This is a genomic window from Clostridium sp. DL1XJH146 (assembly GCF_054819755.1).
Map to the genome: position 1 here is coordinate 26926 of NZ_JBTVVN010000016.1, position 12624 is coordinate 39549.

At 28.9% G+C, this 12624-nt stretch carries 9 protein-coding genes; 1 reads left to right on the forward strand and 8 read right to left on the reverse strand.

Translation table 11 applies throughout. The features are described from left to right. Nucleotides 1-93: 93 nt before the first annotated feature. From ACVHXK_RS09540 to ACVHXK_RS09570, 7 genes are all read right to left on the reverse strand, one after another. Nucleotides 94-837, reverse strand: coding sequence for a response regulator transcription factor (locus ACVHXK_RS09540; protein WP_461206158.1), 744 nt, complete (start codon nucleotides 835-837; stop codon nucleotides 94-96). Next, on the reverse strand, nucleotides 812-2440 hold the full coding sequence (locus ACVHXK_RS09545; RefSeq protein WP_461206159.1) for a PocR ligand-binding domain-containing protein: 1629 nt from the start codon (nucleotides 2438-2440) through the stop codon (nucleotides 812-814). The genes ACVHXK_RS09540 and ACVHXK_RS09545 overlap by 26 nt, the downstream gene beginning before the upstream one ends. 155 nt (nucleotides 2441-2595) lie before the next feature. Further along, on the reverse strand, nucleotides 2596-3666 hold the full coding sequence (gene buk / locus ACVHXK_RS09550) for a butyrate kinase (RefSeq protein ID WP_461206160.1): 1071 nt from the start codon (nucleotides 3664-3666) through the stop codon (nucleotides 2596-2598). Nucleotides 3667-3908: 242 nt separating this feature from the next. Next, nucleotides 3909-4811 carry a phosphate butyryltransferase gene (gene ptb / locus ACVHXK_RS09555; protein ID WP_461206161.1) on the reverse strand — a complete coding sequence of 301 codons (903 nt, stop codon included), beginning with the start codon at nucleotides 4809-4811 and terminating at the stop codon, nucleotides 3909-3911. 232 nt (nucleotides 4812-5043) lie between these two features. Beyond that, a complete protein-coding gene (locus ACVHXK_RS09560) occupies nucleotides 5044-6408 on the reverse strand; it encodes a sensor histidine kinase (RefSeq protein ID WP_461206162.1) in 1365 nt (454 codons plus the stop codon). A gap of 283 nt (nucleotides 6409-6691) precedes the next feature. After that, nucleotides 6692-7255 (reverse strand): chromate transporter, encoded by a 564-nt coding sequence (locus tag ACVHXK_RS09565; RefSeq protein WP_461206163.1) that lies wholly within the window; start codon nucleotides 7253-7255, stop codon nucleotides 6692-6694. After that, nucleotides 7242-7793 carry a chromate transporter gene (locus ACVHXK_RS09570; RefSeq protein ID WP_461206164.1) on the reverse strand — a complete coding sequence of 184 codons (552 nt, stop codon included), beginning with the start codon at nucleotides 7791-7793 and terminating at the stop codon, nucleotides 7242-7244. The genes ACVHXK_RS09565 and ACVHXK_RS09570 overlap by 14 nt, the downstream gene beginning before the upstream one ends. A 607-nt stretch (nucleotides 7794-8400) precedes the next feature. Between ACVHXK_RS09570 and adhE the strand changes: the two genes are divergently transcribed. Continuing rightward, the gene (gene adhE / locus ACVHXK_RS09575) at nucleotides 8401-11034 is read left to right on the forward strand and encodes a bifunctional acetaldehyde-CoA/alcohol dehydrogenase (RefSeq protein WP_461206165.1); all 2634 of its coding nucleotides are present in this window, start codon (nucleotides 8401-8403) and stop codon (nucleotides 11032-11034) included. A 143-nt stretch (nucleotides 11035-11177) separates the two neighbouring features. On the opposite strand, the gene gabT is transcribed toward adhE, so the two are convergent. Beyond that, the gene (gabT, locus tag ACVHXK_RS09580; protein ID WP_461206166.1) at nucleotides 11178-12527 is read right to left on the reverse strand and encodes a 4-aminobutyrate--2-oxoglutarate transaminase; all 1350 of its coding nucleotides are present in this window, start codon (nucleotides 12525-12527) and stop codon (nucleotides 11178-11180) included. Nucleotides 12528-12624 lie beyond the last annotated feature (97 nt).

Here is a 12624-nt window from a genome sequence, read left to right on the forward strand (position 1 = left end):
CCTATACAATTAAATATAATATCTAGTTATCAGCAAAAAATTAAAATATGAGTATCTTGTCTTGTAATTATAATAATATTGTTTTTATATCTACTATTTCTTAGTTTTAATAGCTTTTCTATACTTACTAGGCAAACAATTTTCATACCTTTGAAAAACCGTACTAAAATAGCTAAAATCTTCATATCCTGAATTCTCTGAAATTTCTTTCAAACTTAAATCTGTATTTACCATAAATTCTTTAGATTTTTGTATTCTAAATCTGTTTATATATTCAGAAAGATTCATCCCCGTTTGCTTTTTGAATAATCTTGAAAAATAATAAGGACTAAACCCAACATATTCTGCAATATCATTTAAATATATTTTTTGGTCAAAATTATTTTTCACATACTCTTTTGCCGATGCAATATGTTTATCTTCAGGTTTGTTATCTTTATCTAACAAATCAGAAATTTCTTCTGTATCAGTTTTCTCATATAAATAAGTATTTAAGAAATCACTTAAATCATCTGGAGAAACTGGTTTTAAAAGATAATCTATAGCATTTAATCTAACTGCCTTTTGAGCATAAGTAAATTCATCATGAGCAGTAAGTATAGCAATCTTTACTCCCATATCAAAAGCCCTGATAGTTTCGGTAGCTTTTAACCCATCCATAACAGGCATCCTAATATCCATCATTATTAAATCAGGCGAATACTCTTTAGTAATTTCAACAGCTTCTTTTCCGTTACACGCTTCTCTAATTTCAATATCTTTAAAATTTTCATTTATAACATATCTAATGTATTCTCTAGTAACGCCTTCATCATCTGCTATTAGAAGTTTCTTCATTTCCTACACCCCTTTTCTTTTGGGTTGGAAGAACAAGTCTTACTTTCGTTCCTTTCCCATAATTACTGTCAATTTCAAAAATATAATCGTCCCCATAGTAGTATTCTAATCTATTTTTAAGACTAGATAAGCCTATTCCAATACCTTCTCCTGAGCTATTGACAAAGTGATCATAAATAGAATTTAATTTATCTTTTGAAATTCCAATACCATTATCAACAACTGATAATTCAACTCTATCTCCAATCAATTTACCGTCTATAGTTAATTTCCATTTTCTATCCATGCTTTTAAACCCATGTACTATTGCATTTTCAATTAGTATTTGTAGCGTTAAAAATGGAATAGCAATTTCTTTGGTATCATCATCTATTTGAATTTTAGTTATTATATAGTCTTTAAACCTCTTGTTTTGAATAAATAAATAATCATTAATATACTTTAATTCTTCATCTATTTTTACAAATTCTAGAGATTTAGTTAAAGTAGTTCTAAGTAAATTCGATAGAGCAAATGTAGTATCAGCTGCTTCTTTTGCTCCATTCATATATGCTAATTGACCAATAACACTAAGTGTATTAAACAAAAAATGTGGACTCATTTGAGATTGAATAACCTTCATTTTTGTCTCAAGCAATACCTTTTCTAATTCTCTTCTTGTTTCTGATTCTTTTAATATTTGAACAGTTTTTTCTTGTCTTTCCTTATTAATGAAATTTATTACACTAGTTTCTACTATTGAATTACTTATAGTTCTTAGTGTCTCCATTATTGCATATAATTGCGCCTTACTGACTACTCTAAGGTTGCTATAAGCTTCAATTACACCTTCCAATTTATCTTCATTTATTATTTTTTTAATATCATCTTCACTATTTTTTTTACCTTCGCTTATTATAACCGGTCCGCACAGTATTGTACCCACAAGTTTATCGCCAAGAAAAATAGGAGCAGCTATTCTTACCGTATTTGAACAGCAAGGAAATACTTTAGTTTCTTTTAGGTTATTCAAATCATAGTTATCTTCAAGAAAACATTTATTAGAGTGTTCTGATTTTATTTTACAAAACTTAGGAATATTACTTGGAGTAGTTAATAAATTACCAGATATATCTTTTATTACTATCCCAAGATATGATGCTTCTGAAAACTTGTCTTGAATTTTTTGAAGTCTCTTTAAATCTATCATTTTTACTGGATCTTCTAAGTAAAAATTATCTATTATATTCTCTACAGGAATTAATTGACTAACATCAAAATTATCTACGCTATATATATTAATTACTTCAAGAGGTTTATTACTTGTATTTTGAATTTGATGTTTAGCAAAAGGTTTTATATAATACACATTTCCAGCCACTAAGCTATAATATCTATCATTAACCCATTGTTCTCCTTCTCCAGATATTATATATAGAGTTTGATCATCCCCTGTATGAAAGTGCTCTTCTTGTGTTTGATTTGGTAATATTGTAGTATGGGCAACTAGATATTTACTTTTATTAACGTCTTCACTATTCTGAATCCATTTTATATCTCCCCATTCAAAATACTGTTTTGTTGCCTTAGTTGCTTTATTTTGACTATCTTTTTTGTCACTCAAACAATCACCCCTCAAATTGTGTTTACCCATTATTTTGCTCAATAATCTTCTATCTATTAATTAATAATTATAACATTTTAAATTAATATTTGTCTATAAAATGGTAATTTAAAAAAATAAAAAAAAGATTGCTAGATGCAATCTTTTTTTATGGTTTATTTATACTCTTGTGCTTTTTCCTCATTCCTTAAGACTCTTAGTCCACCTTCAGCTAATGCAAGTAATTCATCTTCTCCTGGATAGATAGTAACAGGAGCTATAAACCCAACTCTTTCTTTAATTTTATTAGTTATTTCCTTAGAATAAGCAATTCCACCTGTCAAAATTACAGAGTCGACTTTACCACTTAAAACAGCTGCACAAGAACCGATTTCTTTAGCTACTTGATAGATAAAAGCATCTTGAATAAGTGTTGCTTTTTCTTCGCCATTTTCTACCATTTTTTCCACTTCTCTCATGTCATTTGTATCAAGATATGAAACAACTCCACCTTTACCAACTATTTTCTTTTTAATTTCTTCTATAGTATATTCACCACTAAAGCATAATTTCACGATATCTCCTATAGGTACACTTCCGCTTCTTTCTGGTGATAATGGTCCATCTCCATCAAGTGCATTATTAACATCAACTACTTTACCATCTTTATGAGCACCTACTGATACGCCTCCGCCCATATGTACTACTATCAAATTTAATTTATCATAAGCAATTTTATTATCTTTTGCATATCTTTTAGCTACAGCTTTTTGATTTAATGCATGGAAAATGCTTTTTCTAACTAACCCTTCCATACCAGAAACTCTAGCTACATCATCCATTTCATCAACAACAACTGGATCTACTATAAATGAAGGTATATCCAAACTTCCAGCTATTTCATTAGCAATTATTCCACCAAGATTTGATGCATGCTGGCCTTGTACTCCTATTTTCAAATCTTCAAGCATCATTTCATTTACTGCATATGTTCCACCTGGTATAGACTTCAAAAGTCCTCCCCTTGCAACTACAGCATCCAATTCTTTAATATCAAAATTCTTTTCTTTTAAAACATTAAGTATAACATCTTTTCTAAATTGAAACTGATCATAAATTTTTTCATACTTTCCAATTTCCTCTGATGAATGTCTAAGAGTTTCTTCAAGAATCATTTTTTCATCTTCAAAAACACCAATTTTTGTTGAAGTAGACCCTGGATTTATTATTAATAATTTATATGACATAATTTTCTCCTCCTAAATATGTAGTTTATACTTTAGAACTCTGTAATTTTTAATACTTTAATTATCTAGCTAATTTATTAATGCACAATTCACAATGCACAATGCACAATTATTGATGATTTTCCTCGTTCCTCGGAAAATCTTTCATTTAAAATAATTAATAGATTAAACAAATTTTTTAGCTCCGCTAAAAAATTTCATCCTTAATTGCACATTGCACATTGCACAATGCAAATTTAGATTTAAGAATTTGCTACTAATGCTGCTAGTGCAATAGAGTTCATTTTTGTTTCGTAACTATCTGCTCTTGATGTAACAATAACTGGTGCTGCTGTTCCTACAACTAAAGCACCTGATTTTGAATCAGTTGTAAATGCTAGTGTTTTATACATAACATTTCCTGCTTCTATATTTGGCATAAGTAAAATGTCTGCTTTCCCAGCAACAGGTCCTGTAATTTTCTTTGTTTTTGCTGCTTCTACTGATAAAGCATTATCTAATGCTAAAGGTCCATCAATAATACATCCTTTTATCTGACCTCTTTCGTTCATTTTAGATAACATTGCCGCATCGATTGTTGCTTGCATTTTAGGATTTACAACTTCTACAGCACATATTGGAGCTACTTTAGGTAATTCAATTCCTACAGCTTTTGCTACAACTACTGCATTATTAATAATTTTAACCTTATCTTCTAAGGTAGGATACATATTAAATGCTGCATCTGTTAAAAATAATAATCTATCAATTTTAGGTGTATCAAATACAGATACATGAGACATCAAGCTTCCAGTTCTTAAACCTTTTTCTTTATTTAATACGGCTCTCAAGAAATCAGAAGTCCCTATCAACCCTTTCATTACCATATTAGCTTTACCATCAACTACTAATTCAACAGCTTTTTTTGCAGCTAATTTAGGATTTGCCTCATTCACTATTTCAAAATGAGATAAATCCATATTTATTTCTGCTGCAATTTCTTTTATTTTACTCTCGTCTCCTACTAAAATAGCCTCTGCTATCCCATTAGTTTTTGCATCTCTTACAGCTTCAAGTACATGCTCATCTTCTGCTGCTGCTACCGCAACAGTCTTAATTTCTTGCTGTTTAACTTTTAATAAAACATCATCAAATGATTTAATCATAATTTTACACCCCATCCTTTATATTATTTACTTTATATAATCAAAGTAAATGTTTACACCATCGTTAAAAATAAATATCATTACTAAACATTATAAACATACTAAACTCTTTTAAATATATTGTACAATATTTTTCTTATCTAAGCAATATATTTGTATTTAATTTAATAATTGCAATAATATTGCGCATTAAAAAAGGCTGTTAGCAACAGCCTTTTCAATAAATATTTATTTATATATACTCAGCACTCATTAATTCATCTATATTTTTACCTAAGAATTCTTTTTTTATATTAAACTCAAATAAAAATTCCGTATCTTCCTCATTACTTTCAACCTTAATGTTCCCATTATTCCTCGAAACTATTTCTTTAACTATAAATAATCCATATCCATGATCATCACTTTCACTCTTTTTAGTTGAAAATCCTTTTTGAAATATTTTCAATGTATCTTTTGCGACAATTCTAGGACCATTATTCGAAATAGCTAAATAGTATTTGTCCCCTTCACAATATCCGTATAATGATATTACTTTATAATTAATTTCATTGTATTTCTTTAATTCATAAATAGCATTATCAATAATATTACTAACAATACTAACAAAATCAATTTCTGATACATCTGCTACTGAAAGAGAAATATCTATATCTACTTCTAGTTTTATATTACTTTCTACAGCATAATTGTTTTTAACTGAAAGTAACCCGTCTATGTACTCATTACCTGTATCATATGTTTTACTTGAAAGCCTAAGGTTCTCACTTACTTTATCAAGATAAACTTTTATTTTGTCATTACAACTATCTTGACTAAGTGCACACATTGCATTTAACACATTTATAGTATTTGAAAAATCATGTTTCTCTTTTCTAATTATATCTACTATAGCTTCTAAGTTTTCAACGTATTGTTTACTTGATTCATAATTAGCTTTTAGCTTATATAACTTAATCTTTTTATTATAATCAAAGTATCCTAATATAATAAAAATTATAAAAATTAAATATACCAAAATATTATATACCCCTATTTTGACATCATTTTGCAAATTTCCTTGAATACTATTAACTAATAAAGCTGCCATAAAAATTTGTAAAACACTATAGGTAACCACATAATCTTCATTCTTTGATGAAAAGTACTTCGTCATTTTATTTTTACCACTTTTTTTGTAAAAAACAAATAAAAAAAACATTTCAAAAAAAATTATAAGGTATCCAATCTGTGCCCCAATTTTAGGCAATTGAACTACTTCCCTCATTCCAACTCGATATATCAAAGAAAAAATAATTAAAACTACGGACTCAATAATAATTATGTATACCGCTCCTAAAATCATTATGATAAAAGAATTAAGCATTTTTACCTCAAACAAAAAAGACGCCAATAACACTACAAAAGTCATTATTATAATTGTGTTAAAAGTTATAGGAACCGATTTTTTTATAAAAATACTAAATATAGTATAGCTCACTATAAAAACAATTGATTTTAAAACCGTATTTCTTGTATTTCTATATTTTTGTGTAAAACTCAAAAATATCAATAAAAATACTATTGATTCACAACAAGCATATATTATTTTTTGCATTTCCATCCCTTCTCACATACTCCCTCAATAAAATTCTATTATAAATTATTCCTTAGAAATCTTAACACTAATTAATAAAAAAAATCTATTTTACTTGTCATAACTTATTATATTTATAATTTATATTAATTTTATTCATTTATCTACTTATATTATTACAAATATATATTTTTATTGTACATATTTGTAATGTTACTGTCAATTTTTTCTTTTATATTTCAATATATTTTAAATTTTACAAATACATTAATTATATCTAAATTAAAATATTATATGAAAACGTCTAAAATTTAAACACAATACCTACTACAGCAGAAATCACAATAAATACTATAGGATGTTTCTTCCACTTATTCGATACATACAATATAACAATAAATAGTAAACATGCCTTTAACTGAAAAAAATCCGTTACTCTATGTGTTTTTAGAAATTCCGTAAAATTAAAAATAGATACTTTAGCAACATTAAATCCTGCCACTGCAATTAATCCTGTAACAGCTGGTCTCAAACCATAAAAAGCTGATTGCACAATAGGTTCTTCATTAAACTTCATAAAATAATGAGCAATTATTATAATTATTATCAATGACGGAGTAATCATACCTAATGTAGCAATAATGGCTCCAATAACATGAGCATTTGTATAACCAACGTAAGTAGCCATATTTATTCCAATTGGCCCTGGTGTTGATTGAGAAATAGCAATCATATTTATAAATTCTTCATAAGTCATCCATGCATGACTTATTGCTTCCCTTTCAATTAGAGGCAACATAGCAAGTCCTCCTCCAATAGTAAACAGTCCTATTTTAAAAAACACTAGAAATAAATTAAGATATATCATTTTTTCGGTAACCTCCAAACTTGATAAAAATACCTATAATGCTAGAAGCAATAATAATCCAAATAGGAGAAATTCCCAAAAATGCTACTATACAAAAACTTACTATAGATATAGTAAATCCTATTTTATCTTTTATAGATTTTTTTCCTATTTTAATAACAGCATTTATAAGCAGTGCAACAACAGCTGCTCTAATACCTGCAAATGCACTTTGAACTACTACATAATCTTGGAAATGTGAAAAAAAAGCAGCAATTATCATGATAATCAATAACGATGGAGTTACCATTCCTAACGTTGCAATAATTGCTCCAACAACACCTTTTACCTTATATCCTATAAAGGTAGCAGTATTTACAGCAATAATTCCTGGAGTAGATTGTCCAATTGCATAATAATCAATGACTTCTTCATCTGTTGCCCAATTTTTAACGTCCACTACTTCTCTTTGTATTATAGGAAGCATTACATATCCTCCACCAAAAGTAAATGCCCCAATTCTAAAAAAGCAACTAAATAATTCCCATAAAACTTTCATAAACTTTCCTCCAAAATCATATAAAATACTTTCTATCAACACATATTATATCACTATTTATATTCAAAATTTAAAAATTAAATTATGTTTTAAATGTTTAATTATAATGAAATATTGTTGGTAGTTATAAGTAATTTGCAATATTAAATTGATGTTAATGTTATTTTCCTCCCATATGCTTGAATTTTTTCAAATTCATATTCCAGCAAATCACTGCATGTAATTGATTGCAACATTTTTTTTTGCTCATACAACAAAAAAACACTTGCTTTTTATAAAATTATATATTATAATCTAAATTGTTAAAAGCTTAACAATAAAACAGTTTAGAATACCATTTTATACAATTGTTTAGGTTACCTATAAGTTAATTAAGACTGTTCATATTTTAATATCGTGTTACAATTTAGTTTAAATAGTTTTTTCTATCCAATTTTTGACAATTATTATTAAATGAAGTTTTTTTTATTTTTGCTAGTTTGTTAAATTTTTATCTATTAATTAGTTTTTAATTCACTTTCAAATAATTTATTATTAATATTTTAATTTTGCGCAAATAATAACCTTAGTAAATCTACTCAAAAAATAAAAAAAAGAGGTGTCTATTGTGAAAGTTACAAATTTAGAAGAATTAAAAGTAAGACTCGAAGAAGTAAGAAAGGCTCAAAAAGAATTTGCTCTTTTCTCTCAAGAAAAAGTTGATGAAATTTTCAGAGCTGCTGCAATGGCTGCAAATGATGCTAGGATTACATTATCAAAAATGGCAGTTGAAGAGACAGGAATGGGTATTGTAGAAGATAAAGTTATAAAGAACCATTTTGCTTCTGAATATATCTACAATAAATATAAAGATGAAAAAACTTGTGGTGTTATTGAAAAAGATGTAACCTTCGGAATTGAAAAAGTAGCAGAGCCAATTGGTGTTGTAGCTGCAATAGTTCCTACTACAAACCCTACATCAACTGCAATTTTCAAAGCTCTAATTGCACTAAAAACTAGAAATGCTATATTCTTCTCTCCACATCCAAGAGCTAAAGGCTGTACTATAGAAGCTGCTAAAATAATTTTAGATGCTGCTGTTAAAGCTGGTGCCCCTAAAAATATCATTGGTTGGATAGATGTTCCTTCATTAGAATTATCCCAAGCAATTATGCAAGAAGCTGATATTATACTGGCTACTGGTGGTCCTGGAATGGTAAAAGCCGCATATTCTTCTGGTAAACCTGCTTTAGGTGTTGGTGCTGGTAATACACCTGCAATAATCGATGAAACAGCTCATTTAAAAATGGCAGTAAGTTCAATTCTACTTTCTAAAACTTTTGATAACGGGGTTATTTGTGCATCTGAGCAAACTGTAATAGTAATGGATGAAGTTTATGATGAAGTTAGAAAAGAATTTGAAGATAGAGGTGCTTACTTCCTTAAAGGTGATGAAATAGATAAGGTAAGAAAGACAATTATAATAAATGGTAGATTAAATGCTGATATCGTTGGACAAACAGCATTTAGAATAGCAGAACTTGCAGGGGTTAAAGTACCTGAATTTGCTAAAGTTTTAATTGGTGAAGTTGAATCAGTTGAACTAGAAGAAGAATTTTCTCATGAAAAATTATCTCCAGTATTAGGTATGTATAGAGTTAAAAGCTTTGATGAAGCACTAACTAAAGCTTCTAGATTAATAGAACTTGGTGGTTTTGGTCATACATCTGTTTTATATACAAACCAAGTTAAATGCAGAGATAGAATCGAAAAATTTGGTCAAATGATGAAAACAGGTAGAACTATGATAAATATGCCTTCTTCACAAGGTGCTATAGGTGATGTTTATAACTTCAAACTTGCTCCATCATTAACACTTGGATGTGGTTCTTGGGGTGGAAACTCAGTTTCTGAGAACGTAGGAGTTAAACACTTATTAAATGTTAAGAGCGTTGCTGAGAGGAGAGAAAACATGCTTTGGTTCAGAGTTCCAGAAAAAGTTTACTTTAAAACAGGTTGTCTTCCAGTTGCATTAAAAGAATTAGAAGATATGGGTAAGAAAAAAGCATTTATAGTAACTGATAAGGTCCTTTACGATTTAGGCTTTGTTGATAATGTTACTAAAACTCTTGAAGAGTCGAATATAGATTATAGAATTTTCTATGATGTTCAACCTGATCCAACTCTTGAAACTGCAAGAAAAGGTGCTGCTGAAATGGCAATATTCAATCCTGATACAATTATATCAGTTGGTGGTGGTTCACCAATGGATGCTGCCAAAATTATGTGGGTTTTATATGAACATCCTGAGGTTAAATTTGAAGATTTAGCAATGAGATTTATGGATATTAGAAAAAGAGTTTATAAGTTCCCTGAAATGGGTAAAAAAGCAATGATGGTTGCAATTCCAACTTCTGCTGGAACAGGTTCTGAAGTAACACCATTCGCTGTAATCACTGATGAAAAAACTGGAGCTAAATATCCTCTAGCAGATTATCAATTAACACCTAACATGGCAATTGTAGATGCTGAATTAATGCTTAATATGCCAAAAGGATTAACTTCTGCTTCTGGTATAGATGCTTTAACTCATGCAATTGAAGCTTATGTATCAGTACTCGCTTCTGAATACACTAATGGAATGGCATTGGAAGCTATTAGATTAATATTCAAATATCTACCTGGAGCATATGCAGAAGGTGCAAACAATATGAAAGCAAGAGAAAAAATGGCTCACGCTTCAACTATGGCAGGAATGGCCTTTGCCAACGCCTTCTTAGGAGTTTGTCACTCAATGGCTCACAAACTAGGTGCAGAACATCATGTACCTCACGGTGTTGCAAACGCATTATTAATTAATGAAACAATTAAATTTAATGCAGTTGATAACCCAAGAAAGCAAGCTGCATTCCCTCAATATAAATATCCAAATGCAAAATCTAGATATGCTAAAATTGCTGACTATCTAAACTTAGGTGGAAATACTGATGAAGAAAAAATAGAACTATTAATGGCTGCAATAGATGAATTAAAATCAACTGTAAATATTCCAAAAACTATAAAGGAATTCGGAGTTTCAGGAACTAAATTCTATGCTACTATTGATACTATGAGTGAAAATGCATTTGATGACCAATGTACTGGAGCTAACCCAAGATATCCGTTGATAAGCGAAATAAAACAAATGTACATTAATGCATTTGAAGGAACTGAAGAAAAAAAAGAAGCACAAAAAAAATCAGCTGCAAAAAAAACTAAATAATAAACTATAATAAATTCAAATAATAATTAAATATAAAAACCAGAGAATATCTCAGTTATAAATTATAGACTACATGGATTATATGTAGTCTATAATTTATTTTATATTTTAATTTGTTATACTATTTGTTTATTATATATTCTCTATTTAGAATAAACCATTATTGCCTCTTCTAATACATCTAATCCATATTCTAATTGTTCATCAGTCATAACTAATGGTGGTAAAAATCTTATTACATTTGAAAATATACCAGCACTAATAAATATAACACCTTTTTCTAAACAATATTTACAGATTTCACTAATGATTTCTTTATAAGGATCCTTTGTTTCTTTATCCTTAACAAATTCCACACCAATCATTGCTCCTATGCCTCTTACATCACCAATATACTTGCTCTTATCTTTTAAACTATTCATTCTATCTTTTATCTTTTCACCTATTTCATTTGCTCTTTCACATAAATCCTTTTTTTCTATTATTTCTAATACTTTAAGTCCAGCTGCACAAGCTACAGGATTACCACTATATGTTCCTCCAATAGAACCCGGTAACGGATTATCAATTATTTCTGCTTTACCAATAACAGCGCTCAGAGGCATACCTGCTGCAATAGATTTTGATAAAGTCATCATATCTGGTTCAATATCAAAATTTTCTGATGCAAAAAGCTTTCCTGTCCTTGCAAATCCTGCTTGTATTTCATCTACAATAAATACAATATTATTTTTATTACAAATTCTTTGAAGCTCTTTTAAGTATTCTTTAGGTGGTACTATAAATCCACCTTCACCTTGAACTGGTTCAACTATTAGGGCTGCTACCATTTCTGGAGATAATTCTCCTTGCAATAATGTTTCAACTCTTTTAGCGCAAGCTAACCCACATTCTGGATATTTTTTATCACCAAAACTACATCTATAACAATTTGCTGCTGGTATTTTATAGGTATCAGTGTTAAATGGCGCAAATCCAGCTTTATAAGGTTTAACTTTACTAGTTAGTGTCATTGCCATATAAGTTCTTCCGTGAAAAGCATTTTCTAGAGAAAGAATTGTTGATTTTCCCGTATATTTTCTAGCTATCTTAACTGCATTTTCAACTGCTTCAGCCCCACTATTAGCAAAAATAATTTTTTTAGGATAATCTCCTGGAGTTTTTTCTATAAGTTTTTGTCCTAAATTTGCATATGATTCATACATACAAACATTATAAGAAGGATGTATAAGCTTTTCAGCTTGTACTTTAATTGCTTCTACAACTTCATCATCGCAATGTCCTACGTTTTGAACACCTATACCCGCTGCAAAATCTATAAAAACATTCCCATCAACATCTTTCATTAATGCGCCTTTAGCTTCTTCCACAAAAACTTCCGTACTATAACTAACTCCTCTTGCAACATATTCATTTCTTTTTTTTAACGCTTCTAAAGATTTTGGTCCTGGAATTTGCTCCGTAACTATTTTAGCCATTTTTTCTTCTATCATTATTAATCCTCCTCAAAAATTAAATTTATGCAATCACTGGATTTTTGTTATCATTTTGATACTTTAATACATATTTAATCTATAAATTATTAATTTA

Bases quoted from the DNA above. Each gene is read 5' to 3' on its own strand.
- ACVHXK_RS09540 (WP_461206158.1), bottom strand. From the start codon at position 837: ATGAAGAAACTTCTAATAGCAGATGATGAAGGCGTTACTAGAGAATAC.
- buk (WP_461206160.1), bottom strand. From the start codon at position 3,666: ATGTCATATAAATTATTAATAATAAATCCAGGGTCTACTTCAACAAAA.
- ptb (WP_461206161.1), bottom strand. From the start codon at position 4,811: ATGATTAAATCATTTGATGATGTTTTATTAAAAGTTAAACAGCAAGAA.
- ACVHXK_RS09560 (WP_461206162.1), bottom strand. From the start codon at position 6,408: ATGCAAAAAATAATATATGCTTGTTGTGAATCAATAGTATTTTTATTG.
- ACVHXK_RS09565 (WP_461206163.1), bottom strand. From the start codon at position 7,255: ATGATATATCTTAATTTATTTCTAGTGTTTTTTAAAATAGGACTGTTT.
- ACVHXK_RS09570 (WP_461206164.1), bottom strand. From the start codon at position 7,793: ATGAAAGTTTTATGGGAATTATTTAGTTGCTTTTTTAGAATTGGGGCA.
- gabT (WP_461206166.1), bottom strand. From the start codon at position 12,527: ATGATAGAAGAAAAAATGGCTAAAATAGTTACGGAGCAAATTCCAGGA.